Source organism: Sphingomonas aerolata (assembly GCF_003046295.1).
Classification (GTDB): Bacteria; Pseudomonadota; Alphaproteobacteria; order Sphingomonadales; family Sphingomonadaceae; genus Sphingomonas; species Sphingomonas aerolata.
In genome coordinates, this window is sequence record NZ_PZZN01000002.1 from 1,020,503 (window position 1) to 1,042,972 (window position 22,470).

The window sequence follows — 22,470 nt, forward strand, 5'->3', positions numbered from 1 at the left end:
CTCAGCCGGGGTTGGGCGTTTCCGCGACGGGGGTGAGCGCGCGGCCGGTCTCGAACCACGCGCGCAGATTGTCGACGACCAGCCCGCCCATCGCCGCGCGCGTCCGCTTCGACGCCGAACCGATATGCGGCAGCAGCACCGTGTTCGGCAGCGCGCGCAGGCTGGCGGGGACATTGGGCTCGTCTTCATAGACGTCGAGCCCGGCGGCGAGGATCGTGCCCTGCTGCAACGCTGCGATCAGCGCGTCCTGATCGACGACGCTGCCGCGAGCGACGTTGATGAACACGCCCTGCGCGCCCAGCGCCTCGAGCACCGCGGCGTCGACCAGATGCTGCGTCCCCTGACCGCCGGGCACGATCGTGATCAGCACGTCGCACGCCGCGGCCAGCGCGACCGGCGTGTCGTGATAGTCATAGCCGATATCCGCCTGCCGCGACCGGCCATGATAGGCGATCGGCACGTCGAACGCCTCGAGCCGCCGCGCCACCGCCTTGCCGATCGCGCCGAGCCCCAGGATCCCGATCCGCCGTCCGCGCAGGCTCGGCGACAGCGGAAACGACTTTTCCGCCCAGGCGCCGTCGCGGACATGGCGGTCGGCCTGCGGAATCCCGCGCAGCGTCGCCAGCAGCAGCCCGATGGTCAGATCGGCGACCTCCTCGTCGAGCACGCCGGGCGTATTGGTCACGACGATCCCGCGCGCCGCCGCGGCATCCGCGTCGATTCCGTCATAGCCCACGCCGAAATTGGCGACGATCTCGAGCGCGGGCAGCCGGTCGTACCACGACGCGTCGATCCGCCCCGCAAGCGAACTCGCCGCAAGCCCGCGGACGCGCGGCGCCACCGTCGCGAGGAACGCGTCGGGATCCTTCTGCTCCCATAGCCGGTGCACGACGAACCGCTCGCCCAGCGCATCGAGGACGCTTAGCAGCATGGGGGCGGGGATCAGGATTTCGGGTCGGTTCATGCCGGGGGTGTACGCACAAACCGCGCGGGCAGACACCCCTTTCCGGGTCACCCGCAGCCGCCGACGCACGCGAGAAAATTGCCCAACCCTATGCCCCCGCTACGCAAAAGGCCGGGATCGCTCTCGAATTGCTATGCCGCGGCCGATAGCTGGAGGGCCACGACAAGGAGAGTGGCATGGCAGCGTGGCATCGTTCGCGGCGCGCGGATCTTGGTCTGCGCGCGGTGGGACTTCTCCTCTGCGCAATGGCGTACATCGCCGTGTGGCGGCTGTCCGCCCTCGCGCTTTCCCCTCACGCCGCGGGTGCGTTGGCCTTCGCGCTCGCCGCGATCGGCTTTCTGGGGGCGAGCGCGGGCAGTGTCATGGTGCTACTCGGGCATCACCTGTTCGACAGTATCGTGGTCAGCGAGCGCTGGCGGCCCCGCGTCCGAGCCACGCCAGCGACCACGCGGTGAAATGCGACGAGCCGTTGCGGCCACTATGGCGCCACTATGGGGTTTCGGGAAATCGCTCTCGAATCCCTATGCCGCGGTTCGTAATTCGGGTTTGCGGGCGCCTGGACGCCCGATCACACAGGCAAAAGCGCGAACATGTCGTCTGAACCCACGCCGGAGCCCCGCGCACGCGGGCGCGTCATTCCTCTCGGCCAGAACAAGGCGGGCCACGGGCGTGTGACCCCGGCACTCGGCGCCACGGCTGAAGCGAAGGCGGACATGCCCGCCACCATGACCCGAGCCTGCGCACGCCGCGCGACGCGCGATCCGCGCTGGCCGCATATCGCGGCGGCGCTCGCCGATCTGCGCGAACGGCATCGCCACGCGGTCCGGATCGTCGATGCCGACTGTGCATGCGGGACGCTGCTGATCGAAACCGTGCGTTACGCCCGCGCGCTCGGCTTCACCGCGATCGAGGGGCAGGGCGTCGCCGATGCGCCGGCGCTGATCGGCCGCGCCCGCGCCGCCGCAGCGCGGCTGCACGATCCCGCGATCGGGCTCGACTTCGAGGTTGGCGGTCTGGCGCAGGCGCTCGCCCGCGAAGCCGATTTCTCCGCCGACATCGTGCTGTGCCACGACCAGGACGGCGGCATCGCGCGGCTGCTGGCGGCCGCCGGCACCCTCGTGATCGGCGATCCCGTCGCGACGCGCGTGCGGAGGCAGGCGGCATGACGCGGCGCGACCTGCAATGGAAGGCGGGCGGCTTCGCGCTGATGGCCGTCTCCTGTGCGCTGTGCATGGCGGTCGACGGATCGCCGCTGATGCTCCTCTTCTTCCCCCTCGCGCTGCTCGGGCTGCCGCTGATGATCCACGGCAAACGCGTCGGGCAGATGGTCCGGGCGGAACGCCGCGGGCACAGCCACACGGTCGACGCCGTCCATGCCGCGCGCAGACGTCGGCGCGGACAGGGCAGCGATGGCTTCGGCCGCTGACCAGCAGAGGACCTGTCACGGACATCGTCGACGATCGCATGTCACGCTCGTGCAACCTGTCGGCTTTAGCGATCCTGGATGAACACGCCGTCGCCGCTATCGCTCGACGTCTGATCTGAACCGGGCATGGTCCGCGGACGTTTGCGGACCATGCGCTCCTCCTGTGGGTTGCCCCGATGACCGATGTCTCGCGTCGTACACTGCTCGGTGCAGGCGTCACTGGTGCCGCGCTGTCCGCGTTTCCCGCAGCGATCGCGCGCGCGGCGGCGATCGCACCCGATGTGAAGACGGGCTCGATCATGGATGTCGAGCATGTCGTCATCCTGATGCAGGAAAATCGCGGGTTCGATCATTATTTCGGCACGTTGCGCGGCGTCCGCGGCTTTGCCGACCGGTTGCCGATCCCCGTGCCCGCACCGTCTGCGGGCGGGGCGGCGGCACCGGTCTGGTATCAGCGCGACCGGACGGCACCGGGCGGCGCGCGGACCGTGCTGCCCTTCCATCTCTCCACCCGCACCAATTTCGAGCTGATGCGGATGGAGGGGACGCCGCACAGCTGGCCCGATGCGCAGCGCGGCTGGGACGAGGGGCGGATGGCGCACTGGCCCGAGGCGAAGAGCCAGCGGGCGATGGGGCATTACCAGCGCGAGGACCTGCCGTTCCAGTTCGCGCTCGCCGAGGCGTTCACGCTGTGCGACGCCTATCACTGTTCGGTGCAGACGGGGACCAACACGAACCGGCTGTTCCTGTGGAGCGGCACCAACGATCCCGGCGGCACGCTGGGCGGTCCGGCGATCGGCAATTCGCATGACAGTTTCCCGGCGGATGGCGGCGATCCCGACCCCTATCGCTGGACCACGGTCGTCGAGCGGTTGCAGGCCAAGGGGGTCGACTGGCGCATCTATCAGGACATGGCGGACAATTTCACCGACAACCCGCTGGTCGGGTTCGCCGCCTTCCGCGCGGCGCATCATGCGGCAGGCGACGCGGAACTGCGCGACCGGGGGCTGACGACGCGCGGGCTGGACGCGCTGCGCACCGACGTGCTGGCCGGGCGACTGCCGCAGGTGTCGTACGTCATCGCCACTGCGAAGGGATCCGAGCATCCCGGTCCGTCGAGCCCGGCACAGGGGGCGGCCTATACCGCCGAGCTGCTCGACGCGCTCACCGCGGACCCGAAGATCTGGGCGCGGACCGCCTTGTTCGTCATGTTCGACGAGAATGACGGCTTTTTCGATCATGTCCCGCCGCCCTCGCCGCCGTCGCGCGCTGCCGACGGCACGCTGCTCGGCGGATCGACGGTCGACCTGACCGGCAGCTATCACCTAAACCCGAGCAAGGGCGACGCGGCACTCGACCTCCCCGCCTATCGCGGCCGCGCCTATGGCCTGGGGCCGCGCGTGCCGATGTACGTCGTCTCACCGTGGAGCCGGGGCGGGTGGGTCAATTCGCAGGTGTTCGACCACAGTTCCGTGATCCGCTTCCTTGAACAGCGGTTCGATTTCCACGAGCCCAACATCACGCCATGGCGCCGCGCGGTCTGCGGCGACCTGACCTCGGCATTCGATTTCACCGCCGCCGACGTCGCGCCCTTCGTGGCGATGCCCGATCCCCGCGCCGATGCCGCACGCGCCGCGGCGATCCCCCGGCAGGTCAGCCCGCAGGCACCACTGGGTGAGTCCCTCCCGTGGCAGGAACCCGGCATCCGCCGGTCCCGCCCGCTGCCCTATGCGCTGCGCGTCGGCGAGACGATCACCGGTGACGCGATCCGGCTGCACTTCGCGGCCGACGGCACGCAGGCCGCGGTCTTCCATGTCTATGACCGCAGGGGCCTGGACCAGCCGCCCCGCCGCTTCACGGTCGAGCCCGGACGCACGCTCGACGGGCAATGGGGATTCGACGCGGAGGGTCGCTATGACCTCTGGGTGCTCGGCCCCAACGGTTTCCACCGGCATTTCACGGGGCATCGCAATGACCCGGCGTTGATGTCGCAGCTTGTCTGGCACGCGACACCGACCGAGCTGGGGCTGGAGTTCCCCGCCGAACACCGCGCGCATGGACTGGTCGCGCAGGTCGAGCGCGTCGGGGCGGCGGCGCTGGTGACCGGGCTGGTCGACGCGCGCTACCGCTGGCCGCTCCGCAACAGCCATGGCTGGTACGACGTCACGATCACGGCGGCGACCGCGTCGACCTATCGGCGCCGCGTCTCGGGGCGGGTCGACGCGCCCGGGCGGATGACGTGCAGCGACCCGTTCGTCACCGCGGCTCAGAACGCGGGCAACACCGCGCCCGCATAACGGACCGCGATGAAGCGCCGCGTCTCGGGGCTTCGCAGCGCGGCGATCAGCTTGACGACGCGCGGATCCTTGTCGCCACCGGGCAGGCCGACGACGAAATTGACATAGGGGCTGTTCTTGTCCTCGATCGCGAGCGCGTCGCGCACCGGGTTGAGCTTCGCGTCGAGCGCATAGTTGGTGTTGATCAGCGCCAGATCGACCTCGCCGAGCGTGCGGGGCAGGGTGGCGCCCTCAAGCTCCTTGAACTTGAGGCTCTTCGGGTTGGTCGCGATGTCGTTGAGGCTCGACAGCGGGTTGGTCGGGTTCTTCAGCGTGATCAGCCCGGCCTTCTGCAGCAGCAGCAGCGCGCGGCCGCCATTGCTCGGCTCGTTCGGGATCGCGACGGTCGCGCCGTTGGGGACCTGCGCGATCGTCTTCCACTTGCGCGAATAGGCGCCCAGCGGTTCGACATGGACGCCCGCATAGGGAACCAGATGCGTGCCGCGCGAGGCGTTGAACTCGTCGAGATAGGGCTTGGTCTCGAAATAACTGACGTCGATCTGCTTCTGCTCGACCTGAAGGTTGGGCTGCACATAATCGTTGAAGACGCGGATCTTCAGATCGACGCCCTGCTTCGCGAGAGCGGGCTTGATCGATTCGAGAATCTCGGCATGCGGCACCGCGGTCGCGGCGACGGTCAGCGCCGTGCCATCGTCCGTCTTGGCGCCACCGCATGCGGCGAGCGCGAGCAGCGAGAGCGTGGCGAGCAGAGTGCGGCGGTTCATAAATATTCCTAGCGGCGGGTAAAGTGGCGGGCGAGCGCGTCGCCGGCATATTGGATGATCTGGACGAGGACGACCAGCAGGACGACGGTGACGACCATCACGTCGGTCTGGAAGCGCTGATAGCCGAACCGGATCGCGAGATCGCCGAGCCCGCCCGCGCCGACCACGCCGGCCATCGCGGTGAACGAGACGAGCGCGACCGCGGTGACGGTGGCGCCCGAGATCAGCCCCGGCATCGCCTCGGGGATCAGCGCGCGGGTGACGATCTGGCGGGTCGTCGCGCCCATCGCCTGCACCGCCTCGATCGTCGTCCGGTCGATCTCCTTCAGCGATCCCTCGACGAGGCGTGCGTAGAAGGGCGCGGCCCCCACCACCAGCGGCGGGATCGCGCCCGCGACGCCCAGCGACGTGCCGACCAGCAGCACGGTCAGCGGGATCATCACGATCAGCAGGATGATGAACGGCACCGAGCGCAGGATGTTGACGGCAATCCCGAGCGCGCCATTGGCAAGCCGGTTCTCGATCAGCCGCCCCTTGCCGGTCAGATACAGCAGCACGCCGAGCGGCAGGCCGAGCAGGATCGTCAGCACCAGCGACCCGCCGAGCATGATCAGCGTGTCGAGGCATGCCTGGCCGATATCGGACCAGTCGACATTTTCGAAGAAGGTCATGCGGCGAGGGCCGCCAGCATGCGCCGGGTCGCCGGATGCGCGGCGTTGGCGAAGATGTCGGTGACGGTGCCGGTCTCGACGACCTGGCCGCGTTCCAGCACCGCGACGCGGTCGCAGACGTAGCGGACGACGTCCATCTCGTGCGTGATCAGGACGATCGTCAGCCCAAGGTCGCGGTTGAGGTCACGCAGCAGCGTCAGCACCGAGCGCGTGGTTTCAGGGTCGAGCGCGCTCGTCGCCTCGTCGCACAGCAGGATGTCGGGGTCGGTGGCGAGCGCGCGGGCGATGCCGACGCGCTGCTTCTGCCCGCCCGACAGCTGGGCGGGGTATTTGGCGGCGTGATCCGACAAGCCGACCCGGTCGAGCAAGGCGGCGACCTTGCTCTCGCGCGTCGCTTTCGCGACGCCCGCGAGCACCAGCGGGAAGGCGACGTTCGCCGCGACCGTCCGCGAGGAGAGCAGCCCGAAATTCTGGAAGATCATGCCGATCCGCCGCCGGAGTGCGCGCAGCTCCGCTGCCGACAGGCCTGCGACGTCGATGCCGTCGACCTCGACGCGCCCGGACGTCGGCCGTTCGAGCGCATTGATCAGCCGGATCAGCGTCGACTTGCCCGCGCCGGATTGACCGATCACCCCGAACACGCCGCGCGCCGGGATCTCTAGCGACACGCCGTCGAGCGCCGCCGCTTCGCTTGCCGGGTAGGTTTTGGAAACGTCGCGCAGGCGGATCATGCCGACCCCATGACCTGCACCGCGAACCGCTCCATTTCCTCGGCCTGCGGGCTCATCTGGAGCAGCAGCAGGTCGAGCCCGGCGGCCTCATACTCCGCCACGCGCTCCTTCAGCTGTTCGGGCGTGCCGACCAGATTGGGGCGCAGCCCGCGGTTGGAGACCGAATATTCCTGGATCTTCAATTCGCGTTCGAGCTGCGTGCCCGACAGCCACTGGTCGAAATTGGCATAGCCCGCGGGCAGTTCGGTGACGCTGGTGATGCGCTCGAGTTCGCGCTTTGCCTCGGCCTCGCTGTCGCGGACGATCGCATAGGCGGCCATGCCGTACTGCATCGGCGCACCGCCCGCGGCTTCGCGTCGTGCCGCCATGTCGGCGATCTTGGGCGCGATCGCCGCAGCGGGGTCGCCGTGCATGACATAGGCGTCGCACTTGGCCGCGATCATCGCCTTCGCCTTCTCGCTCTCGCCGCCGGCATAGACCGTCGGGCGCTTTACGGGCTTGGGCGAACAGATCGCCTGCTCGGTGGTGTAGAACTGCCCGGCAAAGTCGAACCGCTCCTGCGTCCACAACCCGTCGACGACCGACAGCCATTCGTCGGTCCGCGCGTAGCGATCGTCATGCTGGTCGAACTGCAGACCATATTGCTTCGCCTCGTCCGCCCACCAGGACGATACGACGTTGAGCGCGAGGCGTCCGCCCGAGATGCGGTCGATATTGGCCGCCGCCTTGGCGAACAGCGCCGGGTGGTGGAAATTGGGGCGCACCGCGACCATCAGCTCGATGCTGTCGGTCACCGCCGCCAGCGCCGCCGCGGTCGACCACGCATCGAGCGCGGGCTGTTCGACGCCCTTGATGTCGTTGAGGTTCAGCTCGGCGATCAGCGTCAGGTCATAGCCCCAGCGCTCTGCATTCTGCGTCAGCGCCTTGGTATAGGCCCAGCTCGCCTCCATCCCCTCGTCAGGGACGTTGCGAAGCCAGCCGCCGAAAACCGGAGTCCAATAGCCATAGCGCATCAACAAGTCTTCCCAATCTGTTCGATCAGGTAATCGACGAGCCGGTCATGCGGATCCCAGCCGAGCACGTCGAGCGGCCTGGCGACGAAATTGGACAGTGCGTTGATGTCGTAGAAGCGCGCGACGCCATCGCGGTCGTCGATCATCACCTCGACCCCGCCGACATCGAGATCGACCGCGCGCGCGATCGCCTCGGCGGCATCCTTGAGCACCTGCGACGGCTCGACCGCGGCCATCCTGATGCCCGATCCGGGGACGACGCACGCATCCGCGGGGCAGAGATCGAACGCGCCGCCGCCCGCGACGTCGATCGCATAGAGGAACTTGCGGTCGAGCGTCTCGATCCGGGTGATCGCGCCACCGCGGACGGGGACATATTCCTGCACCAGCAACACGCCGTCGACGCTGCTCGGCAGGCCGTTGTCGGTGACCGCGGCGCGGAGTTCGTCGAGGCTGTCGAAGCGGATGATCCCCGCGCCCGAACCACCGATATTGGCCTTCACGACCAGCGGGAAGCGCAGCGTCTGCGCTGCGGCGACGACGTCGGCGGCGCGGTGGACGACGCGCGTCTCCGGAATCGCGAGGCCGAGCGACGCGATCAGCGACAATTGCCGCGCCTTGGAGGCGTCGATCGCGAGCACGTCGGCGCCGTTGATCACACGCGCGCCGGTGCGGCGCCAGTGATCGAGCATCGCCATCGTGTCGAAGATCGGATGCTCGTCGCTGCGCAGGAAGCTCGACATCGCGATCCGGTTGAACACGACGCGCGCCGGCGCAGTCTGATCCGCGGGGTTCCAGGACCCGTCCGGCGTGGTGCGCGAGAACTCGACGCCGCGCGCGTCGAGCGCCGTGAACAGCGGCACGAACCAGGCGGGATGTTCGTAAAGGACGGCGAGATCGGTCATGAAGCCTCGGATGAATTAAGCGCGCCCTCTGCCACGCCGACGCGCGGACCGCCATCGATAGCGGCTTTGGCCCGATCAAGCCTGGGTTTAGCGAACGGCGCCGGCGCCAACCGTCGCTTCAATGGATCCGCGGGATCGACCTGCGCGAACTCGACGCAGCACGCTTGCGGCGCGCTCGTCAGCGTGGCGACGATGTCGACAGGGGGGGTGGGGAGGGGCGGGCCTCGCGGCGCAGCGCCGACGGCAGGCGCGCTCAGTCGATCGCGGCGGGCCGGCGCAGGCGCCGCGCGGGGCGGGGTCCGGGCGCGAAGGCATCGCCCGGTACCCGGTGCTCGAGCAGCGGGAGCAGCGCGATCAGCCGGGCCTCGTCCTCGGTCGGGGTGGCGTTGCGCGTCGTCGGCGCCTGTGCGGCAATCGATCCGCGCTCGACGAAATGACTGCCCCAGCGGTCGGCCAGCGCCAGCACCCGGTCGATGAACGGGCCCGGGGCACAGGCGACGACCGACGGGAAGGGCAGGCGTGTCGTCGGCCCGGGTCGCGCCGCCGCCGCGATCGCCTCCTGACCGAAACCGACCGACAGCGGCGATAGCAGCACCGCGCCCTCGATCGCCTGCAGATAGCTGCGCGGCGACAATTGCGCCCACCACGCGACCGCAAGACACGCGACCCCCTGCGCCGGGATCACCGCCGGCTCCTCGCGCCGGGCAAATGCCGCGTCGAGCTGCAACGCCCAGCGACCGCTCTGAAATTTCGCGAGATCCAGTTCGATCGTCGGGATCGCGGCGTCGGGGACGGGATCGCCCCGGATCACGACGATCACGGCATGCTGGGTATCGATCGAAGCCTTGTCCCTGACGGCCATAGCGGATCACCTCGGATAGACCTGCAGCAGCGCGCGACCATCGATCTCCGACTCGCAGTCACGCGCTCCGATGACGAAGCGTAATCTGGCCCGGACGATAGGCAATAGTCTTGCGGCATCCCATGCCGGCGATGCGCCGGATCGCGTCCCGACGCCCCGATCCGCGGCGTGACCGCGCTGCCTTCAGGCATACTGCCCTGCCTGCTTTCACAAGCCGCCCTATTCCCGACATATAATACCGCTCCACTCGATGTCGCCCGCTGCGTGAGAGTGTGACGATGATCGATCCCCCCGCCATCCCGATCCGCCGTTCGTGAGGGTTCACGCGCAGGTCCGCCTGTACCCGTCGATGCTCGTCTGCCTCGGGGGCGGCGTGGTCTGTCCCGCGGCCGGATCGACGCAGGCGATCCCCATGCCGGCATCGGCGTCGGGCGACGACATCGTCATCACAGGCCAGCGGAGCGCGGGCAGCGCGGTCGGGGCGATCGATCCGACCGCGACCCTCGATCAGGCCGGGATCCAGTCGCTGGGTGCTACCGATCTCAAGACGCTGCTCGAACGCCTGAAGCCACTGACGACGTCGGCGAGCGGCGGCGATCCGGTCTATCTGCTCAACGGTCGACGCATGTCGAGCATGAACGAACTCTACAGCCTGCCGCAGGAGGCGATGGAGAAGATCGAGGTCCTGCCCGAGTCCGAGGCCGCACGCTTCGGGTTTCCGGCCACCGTCCGGGTGATGAACTTCATCACCAAGAAGCGGTTTCGCGCGGTCACCTACCAGCAGGCCACGGGGGTCACGACCGAAGGCGGGGGCGAGACAAGCTATGCCGAGGTGACCGCCGCGCGGATCGACGGGCCGCACCGCGCGACGCTGACGCTGTCGCATCTTCGGCTCAACCCGATCCTGCAGAGCGAACGCGCGATCCTGCCCGATCCGGACACGCTCTATGCGCTTGGCGGCACCGTTCCGGGAATAGGCGGGGCCAGTATCGATCCCGCGCTCGATGCGCTCGTCGGGGCCCCGGTCACGATCGCCGCCGTGCCGGACGACCCGGCGGGGCGCGACACTCTGGCGGGCTATGCCGCCGGCGGCGGCGCACCCGCGGTCACCGATATCGGGCGTTATCGCTCGCTCCAGCAGCGCAGCGACAGGATTTCGGTCGACGGAACGCTCGCGGCGCCGATCGGGCGGACGATGAGCGGATCGCTCAACCTGTCGATGGAGGCGCAGCGTAACATCGGCGTGAACGGTCTGGCGCCCGCGCTGCTGAGCGTGCCGGGAGGACGCGGCGCGCTGCCCTTTGCGGATGATGTCCTGCTTTATCGCTACCTGCCCGATGCGGTGCTCCGGCAGCGGAGCACCAGCCTGACGCTGCATGGATCGGGCATGGTCCAGGGGAGTATCCGGCGCTGGGGGTGGAACGTCACGACCAGCTATGACCGGGTGCAGGGGGTGGCGCGGTCCGAACGCGGCGTGCCGATCGACGATCTGCAGGCCGCGATCGATGCGGGGGGCGATCCGCTGGCGCGCGTGAGTCCCGAGGCGGCGGCGCTTCGTCTGGCCGATTCCAGCCGGACCGTGACCGGCACATTGCTGACAAAGGCGGTCGCGAACGGCCCGCTGGTCCGGTTGCCGGCCGGCGACGCGCAGATCACGCTCTCGGGGGATTATGCCCGGGCGAGCAGTTCGGGCAGCCTGCCGGGCTTGCGCGACACGACGCTCGATCTGACGCGCACAACGGGTGGGGCCAGCGTCAACGCGGATCTGCCGATCGCCTCTGCCAATCAGGACGTTCTCGCGTTTCTCGGACAGCTGTCGGTCAACGGCATGATCGGCGTCTCGGACGTGTCCGATTACGGCCGGCTGCTCAGTTCCAACTACGGCCTGACATGGTCGCCGGTGCGGCCGGTCCAGCTGATCGCCTCGGTCAATGCCGCGCAGACCCCGCCGGCGATCGCGCTGCTGACCAACCCGACGGTGACCACCCCGAACACGCCGTTTTTCGATTTCACCACCGGCACCAGCGTGCTCGTCACGACGATCGCCGGCGGCAATCCCGCGCTCGACCCGGAACGCCGGCGGCTCGTCACGCTGGGTGTCGCCGTGTCGCCGATCAAGGCCCGCGATCTGCGGCTCACGCTCAATTACCTCCAGACGCGCATCGACAATCAGACCGCGACGCTGGGCAGCGCCACCCAGGCCTTCCAGACCGCATTTGCCGGGGCGTTCCAGCGTGATGAGACAGGACAACTCGTCAGCGCCGACCTGCGGCCGGTCAACATCGCCCGCGAACGCGAAACGAAGATGCAGGCGACGATCAGCCTGTCGACGCCGATCGGGCGTGCACCTGCGCCGCTGACGCCGCCCGTCGGCATCGCCGCGAAGGATGTGCCACCGCCGGCGCCACCCCGGCCCCGGCCGCACCTCAACATGTCGATGACCACGACGTGGCGGCTCGACGATCGCCTGTCGTTGCGGAGCGGGGGGCCGGCACTCGATCTCCTCGATGGCGACACGCTGACCGGCACCGGCGGACGACCGCGCTGGGAAATCGAGCTGAACCTCAGCGGATCGCTCGGGGCTGCGAGCATCGGCGTGTTCGGCCGTCTGCAGGGGCCGACCCGGATCCGCAGCGACCTGGCGGCGTCGGATCTGCGCTTTTCAGGTCGGACCTGGCTGGTGCCCTATAGCTCGCTCAAGGTCGACCAGATCATCAAACGTCCCTGGGCAAGCAACATGACGCTGCAGCTGACGGTCGAAAACCTGCTCAACGACCGTATCGCGGTTCGCGATCGGCTCGGGCGGACGCCGAACCGGTTCCAGGCGGCGTATATCGATCCGGTCGGCCGGTCCGTCAGGCTGGGCCTGCGCAAGCTCTTCTGACACCGCCCGGTACGGCGGAGGATATCGATCTCCGGAGCGCCCCGATCAGGCCGCGAGCGCGCTGATCGTCGCGCGGTTGCGGCCGTCGCGCTTGGATTGATACAGCGCCATGTCCGCCGCCTGGATCAGCGTCGCGCCCTCCCGGTCCATGATGTCCGTCCAGGTCGCGATGCCGAACGACATGCTGGTCGATCCCAGCGCGCGGTTGCCGTGGCGGACGGCGATCTCGGCGATCGCCTGCCGGACGATATCGACGCGCTTGGCCAGCGCCTCCGCGGTCGTGCCCGGCGCGATGATGGTGAACTCCTCGCCGCCGAAGCGACAGACGACATCGCCGTCGCGGAACCGGCTGCGCATCTCGGCCGCGACCTGCTGGAGCACCGCGTCCCCCGCGTCGTGACCGAACTCGTCGTTGAACCGCTTGAAATGATCGACGTCGCACATGACCAGGCTGAGCGGATTGCCCGACCGCGAGGCGCGGGCGATCTCCAGCTTGAGCGCCTCCTCCATATACCGGCGGTTGAACAGGCTGGTCAGCGGATCGCGGATCGTCTGTTCGCGCAGCGACCGCTGCAGGCGGTGGTTCACCAGCGCCGAGGCGATGTTCTCGGTCAGCACGTTCATCCGGAAGCGGTTCTCGGCCTCGATCCGGCCGCGCAGATAGAGCACGCCGATGACCTCGCCGCCCGCGAGCAGCGGCTCGCAATGATAGACCTCGCCCTCGGCGACATGCGCGCAGACGATGTCGCGGCGCGGATCCACGACCGAATGGCTCTGGCCGCGGCGCAGTGCCCAGCACCGCTCCGGCGCGAAGCCGTCGTCCGGCACGACGATGTCTCCCCAGCTGGCGACCGGGACCAGGCAGTTGCGCGAGTTGTTGTGCGCGTACAGCGCGCCGGGAATATCGGGCAGGACCTGCGGTACGAACACCCGGATGATCTGGGCCAGCTCGTCGTCGGTGCGTGCGGCCTGCATGCGATGCGCCATGCCGCCGAGCAGCTCGATCACGTCGCCGCGTTCGCGCAGCGTCTTGGTATTGCGCTCGAGCTCGGCGTTGACGACCTGCAGCTGACGCTCGCTCGCGCCCTGATCGGAAACCGCGCCCTCCAGCCGGTCGGCCATCGCATTATAGCCGATCGCGAGGCGGTTGAATTCGCGCGATCCCATCGCGGTATCGATCCGTGTCTGCTCGTCCCCGCTGCCGAGCGCGGTCATCGCGCGCAACATGGTTTCCAGCGGGCGGCGGATACCCTGCACCAGCAAGGTAAAGCCGCCGATGACGATCAGCGCGACGGCGATCGCGCCGAAGATGGCAAGCCGCTTGCCGCGGCGCAGGCGCTGCGCCGCGGCATCCTGCCGCGTGGTCTGCAACGCGCGTTCCTCTTCGAGAAAGGCCTCCCCGCGCACGCTGATCGCATCCATCAGGTCGCGCCCACGGCCGCTGGCGATGATCGTGACCGCTCCCGCAAAATTGCCCCGGCGGGCAAGGTCGAGCGGCTGGCGCAGAAAGGCGGACCGCTCCTTCATCAGCAATGCCATTTCCCGCGCACGGGCATGCTGGCGCGGGTTGTCGCGGGTCTGGCCCGCAACCCGCGCGATGGTCCGGGCGGCGCTGTCCAGGCGTTTGGCGAAGGACCGGGCATAGGCTGGATCCCGCGTGATGACGAACCCGCGCTGGCCCGATTCGGCCTCGCGCAGATCGTTCAGCGCCGCCTCGGTCGTCTCGATGACCTGCGCGGAATGGGCGGCCCATTGGAAGCTCTGGCTGGCCTGGTACGAGGCGTCGGCGAGCAGCCCAGCCAGCGACCCCAGTGCCAGGACCACGATGAGGCCGATCGCGACGATCCGCGCAGTAAGCGATATGAACATTGCGCTATGTTAAACAACAAAGACTTAGCTTTTGGTTACTCGCCATCACACGCCGCGCCGCGACCGGTCTACTGCGTCAATACCCCGATCTCCGCGATGGCCAGCCGCGTCTCGCCCTTGGCGGTCCGGGTGAAGGCGATCTCGATGTAGCGGCCACGGTGCGGCCGCGCGAAGGCGAGGCGCTGCGGCGCCTGGTTGGCGGCGATGTTCGAGAACTCGCCCTGCTCCTGCGGCGCGTCGGCCAGCGCCGGGTCGTCGCCGATGCGTACGCGCCAGGCGGCGGGGTCGCCGGCCCCCTGCGGCGCGTGCCAGCCGGGTTTCAGCACGAACCCGCGCAGCGCGACGCTGCGCCCGAGATCGATCGTCACCGAACAGGGCTTGCCGTCCGGACCGATCAGCGGCGCGACCCAGTCAGTGCGGTTCTTCTCGTCGATCAGCAGCTCGGCCAGTGGCGCGCTCGCCCGCAAAATCTTCCAGTCGCTCTTGCGGATGTCGAAGTTGCGACGCCCCACGCTGCTGACCGCACCCTTGGCCGCGTGGATGCTGATCGCCTGGACGATCCCCGCATCGCGCATCGCGAACGGCGCCGTGTAGCGCGGCGATGCGATCGTCGGCGCGCTGCCGTCGGTGGTGTAGGCGATCGCCAGCCCGGGGGAATCGCTGGTCAGCGTGACCACGCCCTCGCGGTCGCGGACGATGTGCGGCGGATCGAGCAGCACGGGCGCGAGATACACGCCGAATTCGGTGATCGCCGGCGCCGCGGCTGCTGCGGTGATCCGCAGCCTGACCCGCCGCGCGGTGATCGGCGCGTCGAGCCGGATCAGCCGCTGCGATCCGATGCCCTGCTTGCTGGCGATTTCGGTCCAGCCGGTCGGGCCCTGCGCGTCGATCGCGAACCGGTCGACGCGCAACCCTAGCGGCAGATGCTCCGCCAGCCTGACGACATCGAACAGCCGTGGCTGTTTCAGGTCGAGCGTCAGCGTCGGGACCGGCGCCCGATCGGCGCTGACCCAGAAGCTTTCGGGATTGCCGTCGAGCACCAGCGCCGCGTCATGCCCGCCGCGCACGCTGCTCGCGGAGGCGATCGCACCCTTGCTCAGGTCGGTGGCGTACATCGCGCGCATCGCCGTGCCGAACGCGGTCAGATTCGCGACATCCTCGTCGGTCACCAGCCCGCGCGTATCCGGGGCCAGGTTCAGCAACAGCCCGGCACTGCGCCCGACCGTCTCGAAATAGATCTTCATCAGATTGGCGGGGCTGCGGCTCTGCCCGTCCTCATAGGCGTGCCAGAACCAGCCATAGCGGGTCGAGACATCCGCTTCGGCCGGCCACCAGATTCCGCCGCCGCGAACGCCGGCATTGCCCTTTTCCTCGGTGAAGCCCTTGTCGTCCATCGTCGCCCAGCACGGGTCGCCGGCCTCGCCCTCCTCGTTGCCGACCCAGCGCAGGTCCGCGCCGACCGGATCGAAGGTGCAGGCCATCGGTTGCAGCGCGTGGACGAAGGCGATGATCGACGGCCAGTCATAATAGGGGACCGCGTCGATCTTCCGCACTTCGCGCGCGCCGCCATAATAGCCGTCGCCGCCGTTCGCGCCGTCGAAGAACACCTCGTAGATCGGCCCGTATTGCGTCAGCAGCTCGCGCAGCTGGTTGCGGAAGAAGGTGATGTATTCGGGCCGGCCATAGTCCGGATGGTTGCGATCCCAGGGCGACAGGTAGATCCCGAACTTCAGCCCCTGCCGCCGGCATGCGGCGGCCAGTTCGCCGACGATGTCGCCCTTGCCGTTCTTGTAGGGGCTGCTCGCGATGCTGTGTTTCGTGAACTTGCTCGGCCACAGGCAGAAGCCGTCGTGGTGCTTGGCGGTGACGATCAGGCCGCGCAGGTTCGCCGCCTTTGCCGCGGCGACGATCTGGTCGGCATCGAACTGCTTGGGGTCGAAGATCGCGGGATCCTCGTCGCCATAGCCCCATTCGCGGTCGGTGAAGGTATTGATCGTGAAATGGACGAACGCGGTCTGTTCCAGCCGGTGCCACGCCAGTTGCCGCTTCGACGGCGTGGCACCGAAGGGGACGAGCGCCGCACCGGTGGTCGCCGCGCCAATGGTTGCCGCGAACGTGCCGCCGGGAAAGGCCATCGCTGCGCCAAGCGTTCCGGCCGTGAAGGCGATTGCATCGCGCCGCGATGGGCGCAGGGGATCGGTCATCGAATGTCCTTCAGCGTAAAGCGTACCGTGTCGACGCCGTAGAGCGGTCCACCGACCGGCGGCGCGACGATCAGGCACAGGTCCGTGTCGGTCGTCCCACCCGCCAGCGGCGCGGTCAGTATGAATTGGTTCGGCGTGGTCGCCGGATCGGGCAGCGGCACCATCGCCAGCGCGGGCCCGTCGCAGGTCCGCGCATGCACCATCAGCGTCCCGAAATGCGTCGGGTTGTAGCGCCACGCGACCATCTGCCGCTGTGGCTGGCGCAGCGCGAAGTTGCGCGGCAGCCGGCCGAGCGAGACCGTGATGCCCCGGATCTGTCCGAGCGGCGCGGCGCGGTACAGCCAGCAGCCGTCATAGATGTTCATGCTGTACGCCGGCCCGCCGCCCGTCGCATCCGGCGTCAGCGGCAGGCGCAGCCGGATCCCCGCGCCGGCACAGGTGTCGAGGCTCGCACTTGCCCGCGTCAACAGCGCGGCGGGTGCGGTATCGAAGCTGCGCACGGCGGCGAGCGCGCGGCCGTCGGGTGCGAACGTCACTGCGCGGACGACCGTGTCCGGCGCCACGCTCAGCGGTCGGGCATAGGCGCGCGAAGTCGATGACGGCGCCGCGCCATCGGTCGTGTAGCGGATCATGCCATAGCCGGCCTGGTTCGCCATGCCGATCGTGACCATCTTGCCGCGCACCGCCGGACCGACCCCGCCGACCACGGTGTAATCGACCGCGAAGGCGCTGTCCGCGGCGGCGATCCCCTGCCGCTGATAGCGGTTGAGCTGGGGATCGAGCCGCGCGAGGAAGCCCGGCCAGTCGCGCGCGGCGCGCGGCGACCAGGCCATCTCCGCCAGCGCCGCGATGCGCGGAAACAGCGCATGTTCGCGCTGCGCGGAGGTGACCATATATTCGGCCCACAGATTGGCCTGCGGCCCCAGCACGTGATGCGCCTTTGCCGCGGCGATCCCGGCGGGCAGGGGGTCATAGGCATAGACGTCGGCCAGCGTCTGTACCGCCATGCGTCCCGGCGGCTCGTCGTCGCGCCCGCTTTGCAGATTGTCGAGATACAGGACCGGGCCGGGCGACAGCACGACGTCGTGCCCCATGTTCGCCGCCTCGATCGCGCCCGCCTCGCCGCGCCATGACATCACCGACGCGGTCGGCGGAAGCCCACCCTCGAGGATCTCGTCCCAGCCGATCAGGCGGCGCCCGCGCTTGGCGAGGTGCGCGCCGAGCTGACCGACGAACCAGCTCTGCAGGCCCTTTTCATCGGCGATGCCGAGCGTGCGCATCTTCGCCTGGACCGCGGCTGATGCCTGCCACTGCTCCTTCAGCGCCTCGTCGCCGCCGATATGGATATAGGTCGACGGGAAGATCGCCATGACCTCGTCGAGCACCTGCTTGACGAACGTGATGCTGCGATCGTCGACGTTGAACAGATAGGGGTTGATGCCCCAGTCGCCCGACACCGGCGGCCGGTCCCCCGTCACGCCGATCTGCGGATAGGCGGCGACCGCTGCCTGTGCGTGGCCGGGCAGGTCGATCTCCGGCACGATCGTCACCGCCCGCGCCGCGGCATAGGCGACCAGCGCACGCAGCTCGTCCTGCGTGTAGAAGCCGCCATAGCGGCCCGCCGGCGCGCCCGCATTGGGCGTGGACGAGGCGCGCCAGGCGCCGATCCGCGTCAGCTCGGGATGACGCTTGATCTCGATCCGCCAGCCCTGGTCATCGGTCAGATGCAGTTGCAGGCGGTTCAGCTTGTGCTGCGCCATCATGTCGATGACGCGCTCGATCGATGCGATCGGCTGCATGTGGCGCGCGACGTCCAGCATCACCCCGCGCCACGCAAAGCGCGGGGCATCGTCGATCGCCACGATGGGGACTGCGACGCCCGTCCCGAACCGCGCATCGGGGGACAGCATCTGCGCCAGCGTCATCGCGCCATAGAACAGCCCGGCGTCGGTCGCCGCGGCGATGCGGATCCCCGCGGGCGTCACGTCGAGCCGGTATCGCTCGCTGCTCCCCCCATTTGTCGCGGGCAGCCGCACGAAACTGATCGCCCCCGGTCCGCGGTCGGCCACGTTCAGCGTGATGCCGCGCGTCCGGGCGACGATCTCGACCGCGCGCCGCGCCGCACTGGCAGCGCCCGCGTCGCCGGCAGGGACGACGATCCGCGCACCGTCGTCGATGCGGACGCTGCCCGTACCGGCTGTCGCATGCGCGGGCAGCGGAAGCAGCGGGGAGGGGCCGGCGACCGCGGGCTGGCCGACCGGCAGGAGCGCCGCGGCAACGCACGGCGCGATGACGAGGGCCATGCGCCGCCGGCGGACCGCCCCTTGGACCACGCGCATCAAAAGCGCGTCGTTGCCGAAATCGAGATCTGGCGTCCCAGCGTGTCGTAACGCTGGGGAATCGTGTTCCCGCGCGACAAGGCGTAATCATAGGTGTTCGTCAGGATCGGCTGCTGGCGGTCGAAGATGTTGTTGACCGCCGCGGTCAGCGTCATCCGCTTGGCGATGTTCACGCCCAGCGACAGATCGAAATAATGATAGGCGGGGATCCGCGTGAAGTCGGAGACCTCGGTCGCCGGCGTCGAGTTCGGGCCGCCATTCTGACCCGCGGTCGTGCCACCGATATAGCGCCACGCGACCGACGCGCTGAAGATTCCGTCGTCGCTCGAATAGGTGGTGCGGACATTGTGGATCCAGCGTGGTGTCGGCTGCGGGCAGGATCCGCCGAAATAGCCGACGCAATTGGTCCGCGGCTGATCGGGTGCGGCCTGGCCGCCCTGGTCGGTGGTCAGCGTGCCGTTCATCAGGAAGTCGAGCTTGCCCGCCGTCCCGCCGAGCCGCGCCGAATATTGCGCCTGGAAGTCATAGCCGCTCGCATAGAGCCGGTACGCGTTCAGATTGCCGCCCTGGATATAGCCCGCCGTCGTGCCCGTGCCGTTCAGCTGATAGGTCGTCGGATCGCGCACCAGCCGGCTGCAATAATAGGGGTCGCCGGTGATCACGCAGCCATCGACTGCAAAGCTCGCACCCAGATAGCTGATCACGTTGTCGACGCGGATCTTGTACCGGTCGACCGAGAAGCTGAACCGCGGTAGGAAACGGGGCGTCAGCACCAGGCCATAGGTCAGCGTCTGTGCGTCCTCGGGATCGATCGGGGTGCCGTTGTTGCGCTGGCGGCAGACATCGTCGACGCAGCGCAGGCTGCCGGGAATACCCGCGGCCAGACCATTGCCATATTGCGCGTCGGGCAATCCGGTCAGGCGACACGCCTCGATGCTGGCCCTTGGTGCGACGCCGTTGACGCTGGCACAGGGGTCGACGATCGTTGCATTCTGATAGCCGACGACCTGATCGGCCTCCCTCAGGCCGGGCGCGCGCGCGGCGCGGTTCCGGCCGACGCGGAACGTGACGTCCTCGCTCGGCGAATAGACCGCCTCGATCTTCCAGGTGTTGAAGGTCTGGGGATTGGTGCTGTATTTCGACAGGCGATAGCCGCCATTGACCTGCAGCAGTTTGAAGAACGGCACGTTCTGCACCAGCGGCAGCTGGGCTTCGGCATTGCCCTCGACGACGTCCTGCGTGGTCAGGCTGTCGGGCACGCCGCCATAGACTTCGATGAAGCGGGTGTTGCGCGTCGTCCGCTCCTCCTGCCGGCGATATTCCCCGCCGACCGCCACGGCCAGTCCCTGTTCGGCGAATGGCGACCGGATGCCGTAGCGGGTGAAGTCCGCCGTCAGATTGGCGGTCACGTCATAGAATTTCGCGCGCAGGTCCTGCACGCCGAGCCCCTCGTCGAACAGATAGTCGCTGAGCGCGGCGCTGCCGGGATTGTTGGCGGTGAACACGTTGAGCGGTACGCAGGCGGGGTCGGTGCCGTTGACCACCGACCGGCACGTCGGCACGCCGTTCACGTTGAGGACGTCGAGCGCGCGGCTGACCTTGGCGGCGACCGGGTTGCCGCCGGGCTCCCATAATTGCCGGCTCGTGCTGTAGACGCCGCCGACGTCATACCGCCAGCCCTCGGCGATCTCGCCGCGGACCGACGCGTTGATGCGCGTCTGCGTGTTCCTGAAGCTTTCCTTGTCGCGGTCGCCGGCCAGCCCCGGAAAGCCGTATTGGACACCGAGCGGCGCCGACGCGCCGGTCCCGGCATTCGCGCCGCAGATCGTCTGCGCCTGCGATGCGGACATCAGCGGGTTGTCGCAGTTCACCCGGTAGCTGCCCTGGACATAGGGGCCGTAGAGCAGGTTCTCCGATGTATCGCGAAGGTACATCACGCCCGCCGAAAACTCGGCGGCGGGCGACGCCTTGAAGTTGATGAAGCCGCCGCCGTTGAAGCGCTCATAACCACGCGCCGCGAGCCGGTCCGCCTGGTTCGCATAGCCCGGAATCGTCGACGCGTTCGCGAAGACGCCGGGGCTGCCGGTGACGTTCGAATAATTTACGCCGTTCGCCGTCAATGTCCCGTTGGGCGACGCCGCGGTCACGCCGCAGATCAGGTTGTTGACCCTGAGCGGGTTACCCGTGTCGCGGCGCAACTGACAGCCCGACGCGTCGCGGTCACGGAAGAAGATGCCGTCCGCGGTCCGGTAGGTGCCGTAGACCGAGACATTCAGCCGGTCGTCGAGGAAGTTGTGGCCGTAGGTCGCGCTCAGATCCGCGCGGCCGCCATCGTTGGTCAGCCCCGTCGGCGTGGCGATCCCGTAGCGCTGGGCGACGGGTGTCGAAGCGTTGGCGCGGTTGTCGTGATTGTAGAAGCTGTAATTGCCCGACAGCTGCAGTCCTTCGAAATCGCGACGGATCACATAGTTTACGACGCCCGCGATCGCGTCGGAGCCATAGACCGAGGATGCGCCGCCGGTCAGCAGGTCGATGCGCTCGACCAGCGAGACCGGGATCAGGTTGGTGTCGACGGATTCGGTCCCGGCGATCCGCTGGCCGTCGATCAGCGACAGCGTGCGGTTGAAATCCAGCCCGCGCAGCTTGACGCCGCGCTGCTGGCCGTTGCTCTGCTGATAATTCTGCTGCGCATCGGGCTGCACCTGACCCAGCCGGTTCGTCACCTCCTCGAGATTGACCGCGCCCTGCGCCTTGATCTCCGCGGCACCGATGCTGGTGATCGGGCTCGCCGACTTCAGATTGGGCCGGGTGATGCGCGTGCCGGTGACCATGATGTCCGCCGGCGCCGGCGCTGGCGTTTCGGACGTGGGGTCGAGCGTGACGGGGGCGGACCCGGTGGGCGGGGCGGGGGCTGCGCTATCCTGCGCCGCCACCACGAACACGCCCTGCGTGGTCTGCGAGACCGCAAGGCCAGTGTCGCGCAACAGGCGCTGAAACGCGTCGGCGGCGGTCATCGACCCGGCCAGCGCGGTCGACCGGCGGGTGCCGACCCGCGCCTGATCGAACACGACCTGGACACGGGCCTGCTGCGCCAGCGTCTGCAGTGCCTGGGCCAGCGGCTGCGGCGCGACGTCGACGCGGACCATCGCCGACTGTGCAGCGAGCGGCGTCGCTGCCACCGCGGCGATTGCGACGACGCTGGTCCGCACCAACATCGATCCGAAAGAATGCCCAACCATGATCTCGCCCCCCTGTTATTACGCTAATATGACGGGCGACATTGCGAAACGCTCACCGGCATTGATATTTTTATAATCTTTTTATCAAGATGAGTCGATCTGGTATTGTTTATGTCTGTTGTTGGTCTTTTTGGGTGCGCTTGGCGGAAGATGCATTCGCACGGATGAGGATGGGGTTCACCCTCCCGATACTGTCCCGTCTGGCACATCGGACGATCGTTAGCGTGCCACCCTATTTTCCGAACCTTCGAGGCGCGTCTAGCCCCTGGAAAGGTCAACCGCGCGCCGCAGCGGACTGAACA

Annotated in this window: 16 protein-coding genes; 5 read left to right on the plus strand and 11 right to left on the minus strand. The window is 68.3% G+C overall.

Annotated features, from left to right (window positions below):
• Position 1: 1 nt before the first annotated feature.
• Positions 2–964, minus strand: coding sequence for a 2-hydroxyacid dehydrogenase (locus tag C8J24_RS12190; protein WP_107932579.1), 963 nt, complete (start codon positions 962–964; stop codon positions 2–4).
• A gap of 176 nt (positions 965–1,140) precedes the next feature.
• Here C8J24_RS12190 and C8J24_RS12195 point away from each other — a divergent pair, with 176 nt between their 5' ends.
• From C8J24_RS12195 to C8J24_RS12210, 4 genes are all read left to right on the plus strand, one after another.
• A complete protein-coding gene (locus C8J24_RS12195) occupies positions 1,141–1,419 on the plus strand; it encodes a hypothetical protein (protein ID WP_146163678.1) in 279 nt (92 codons plus the stop codon).
• A gap of 135 nt (positions 1,420–1,554) precedes the next feature.
• Positions 1,555–2,130 carry an SAM-dependent methyltransferase gene (locus tag C8J24_RS12200; RefSeq protein WP_244180664.1) on the plus strand — a complete coding sequence of 192 codons (576 nt, stop codon included), beginning with the start codon at positions 1,555–1,557 and terminating at the stop codon, positions 2,128–2,130.
• Positions 2,127–2,390, plus strand: coding sequence for a hypothetical protein (locus C8J24_RS12205; RefSeq protein ID WP_056405598.1), 264 nt, complete (start codon positions 2,127–2,129; stop codon positions 2,388–2,390). The genes C8J24_RS12200 and C8J24_RS12205 overlap by 4 nt, the downstream gene beginning before the upstream one ends.
• Before the next feature lie 176 nt (positions 2,391–2,566).
• On the plus strand, positions 2,567–4,687 hold the full coding sequence (locus tag C8J24_RS12210; protein ID WP_107932583.1) for a phosphocholine-specific phospholipase C: 2,121 nt from the start codon (positions 2,567–2,569) through the stop codon (positions 4,685–4,687).
• Here C8J24_RS12210 and C8J24_RS12215 read toward each other — a convergent pair.
• From C8J24_RS12215 to C8J24_RS12240, 6 genes are all read right to left on the minus strand, one after another.
• Positions 4,657–5,451, minus strand: a complete 795-nt coding sequence (locus C8J24_RS12215) for a MetQ/NlpA family ABC transporter substrate-binding protein (RefSeq protein WP_107932585.1) — start codon at positions 5,449–5,451, stop codon at positions 4,657–4,659. The genes C8J24_RS12210 and C8J24_RS12215 overlap by 31 nt on opposite strands.
• 8 nt (positions 5,452–5,459) lie before the next feature.
• Positions 5,460–6,122 carry a methionine ABC transporter permease gene (locus C8J24_RS12220; RefSeq protein ID WP_107932587.1) on the minus strand — a complete coding sequence of 221 codons (663 nt, stop codon included), beginning with the start codon at positions 6,120–6,122 and terminating at the stop codon, positions 5,460–5,462.
• Entirely contained in the window at positions 6,119–6,853 is a 735-nt protein-coding gene (locus C8J24_RS12225) for a methionine ABC transporter ATP-binding protein (RefSeq protein WP_107932589.1), read from the minus strand. The genes C8J24_RS12220 and C8J24_RS12225 overlap by 4 nt, the downstream gene beginning before the upstream one ends.
• Positions 6,850–7,866 (minus strand): LLM class flavin-dependent oxidoreductase, encoded by a 1,017-nt coding sequence (locus C8J24_RS12230; RefSeq protein WP_107932591.1) that lies wholly within the window; start codon positions 7,864–7,866, stop codon positions 6,850–6,852. The genes C8J24_RS12225 and C8J24_RS12230 overlap by 4 nt, the downstream gene beginning before the upstream one ends.
• Positions 7,866–8,771, minus strand: coding sequence for an ATP-grasp domain-containing protein (locus tag C8J24_RS12235; RefSeq protein WP_107932593.1), 906 nt, complete (start codon positions 8,769–8,771; stop codon positions 7,866–7,868). The genes C8J24_RS12230 and C8J24_RS12235 overlap by 1 nt, the downstream gene beginning before the upstream one ends.
• Positions 8,772–9,024: 253 nt before the next feature.
• Complete coding sequence (locus tag C8J24_RS12240) at positions 9,025–9,633, minus strand: alpha/beta hydrolase (protein WP_107932595.1); 609 nt, start codon at positions 9,631–9,633, stop codon at positions 9,025–9,027.
• Between the two features lie 313 nt (positions 9,634–9,946).
• Between C8J24_RS12240 and C8J24_RS12245 the strand changes: the two genes are divergently transcribed.
• On the plus strand, positions 9,947–12,517 hold the full coding sequence (locus C8J24_RS12245; RefSeq protein WP_244180665.1) for a TonB-dependent receptor: 2,571 nt from the start codon (positions 9,947–9,949) through the stop codon (positions 12,515–12,517).
• 45 nt (positions 12,518–12,562) lie between these two features.
• Here the strand turns inward: C8J24_RS12245 and C8J24_RS12250 are convergent, their stop codons facing one another.
• The 4 genes from C8J24_RS12250 to C8J24_RS12265 form a co-directional block, all read right to left on the minus strand.
• Positions 12,563–14,386: a diguanylate cyclase gene (locus C8J24_RS12250; protein WP_201302569.1), complete on the minus strand. Its 1,824-nt coding sequence runs from the start codon at positions 14,384–14,386 to the stop codon at positions 12,563–12,565.
• Between the two features lie 68 nt (positions 14,387–14,454).
• On the minus strand, positions 14,455–16,590 hold the full coding sequence (locus C8J24_RS12255) for an alpha-L-fucosidase (RefSeq protein WP_208620951.1): 2,136 nt from the start codon (positions 16,588–16,590) through the stop codon (positions 14,455–14,457).
• Positions 16,587–18,893 carry a beta-N-acetylhexosaminidase gene (locus C8J24_RS12260; protein WP_107932886.1) on the minus strand — a complete coding sequence of 769 codons (2,307 nt, stop codon included), beginning with the start codon at positions 18,891–18,893 and terminating at the stop codon, positions 16,587–16,589. Before C8J24_RS12260 ends, C8J24_RS12255 begins: the two co-directional genes overlap by 4 nt.
• 35 nt (positions 18,894–18,928) lie before the next feature.
• Positions 18,929–22,168 carry a TonB-dependent receptor gene (locus tag C8J24_RS12265; RefSeq protein ID WP_107932597.1) on the minus strand — a complete coding sequence of 1,080 codons (3,240 nt, stop codon included), beginning with the start codon at positions 22,166–22,168 and terminating at the stop codon, positions 18,929–18,931.
• Positions 22,169–22,470 lie beyond the last annotated feature (302 nt).

Excerpts from the sequence above, each read along its gene's own strand:
- C8J24_RS12210 (WP_107932583.1), top strand. The coding sequence starts at position 2,567 with ATGACCGATGTCTCGCGTCGTACACTGCTCGGTGCAGGCGTCACTGGT.
- C8J24_RS12235 (WP_107932593.1), bottom strand. The coding sequence starts at position 8,771 with ATGACCGATCTCGCCGTCCTTTACGAACATCCCGCCTGGTTCGTGCCG.
- C8J24_RS12260 (WP_107932886.1), bottom strand. The coding sequence starts at position 18,893 with ATGGCCCTCGTCATCGCGCCGTGCGTTGCCGCGGCGCTCCTGCCGGTC.
- C8J24_RS12230 (WP_107932591.1), bottom strand. The coding sequence starts at position 7,866 with ATGCGCTATGGCTATTGGACTCCGGTTTTCGGCGGCTGGCTTCGCAAC.
- C8J24_RS12200 (WP_244180664.1), top strand. The coding sequence starts at position 1,555 with ATGTCGTCTGAACCCACGCCGGAGCCCCGCGCACGCGGGCGCGTCATT.
- C8J24_RS12195 (WP_146163678.1), top strand. The coding sequence starts at position 1,141 with ATGGCAGCGTGGCATCGTTCGCGGCGCGCGGATCTTGGTCTGCGCGCG.
- C8J24_RS12220 (WP_107932587.1), bottom strand. The coding sequence starts at position 6,122 with ATGACCTTCTTCGAAAATGTCGACTGGTCCGATATCGGCCAGGCATGC.
- C8J24_RS12215 (WP_107932585.1), bottom strand. The coding sequence starts at position 5,451 with ATGAACCGCCGCACTCTGCTCGCCACGCTCTCGCTGCTCGCGCTCGCC.
- C8J24_RS12255 (WP_208620951.1), bottom strand. The coding sequence starts at position 16,590 with ATGACCGATCCCCTGCGCCCATCGCGGCGCGATGCAATCGCCTTCACG.
- C8J24_RS12225 (WP_107932589.1), bottom strand. The coding sequence starts at position 6,853 with ATGATCCGCCTGCGCGACGTTTCCAAAACCTACCCGGCAAGCGAAGCG.
- C8J24_RS12190 (WP_107932579.1), bottom strand. The coding sequence starts at position 964 with ATGAACCGACCCGAAATCCTGATCCCCGCCCCCATGCTGCTAAGCGTC.
- C8J24_RS12205 (WP_056405598.1), top strand. The coding sequence starts at position 2,127 with ATGACGCGGCGCGACCTGCAATGGAAGGCGGGCGGCTTCGCGCTGATG.
- C8J24_RS12250 (WP_201302569.1), bottom strand. The coding sequence starts at position 14,386 with ATGTTCATATCGCTTACTGCGCGGATCGTCGCGATCGGCCTCATCGTG.
- C8J24_RS12265 (WP_107932597.1), bottom strand. The coding sequence starts at position 22,168 with ATGGTTGGGCATTCTTTCGGATCGATGTTGGTGCGGACCAGCGTCGTC.
- C8J24_RS12240 (WP_107932595.1), bottom strand. The coding sequence starts at position 9,633 with ATGGCCGTCAGGGACAAGGCTTCGATCGATACCCAGCATGCCGTGATC.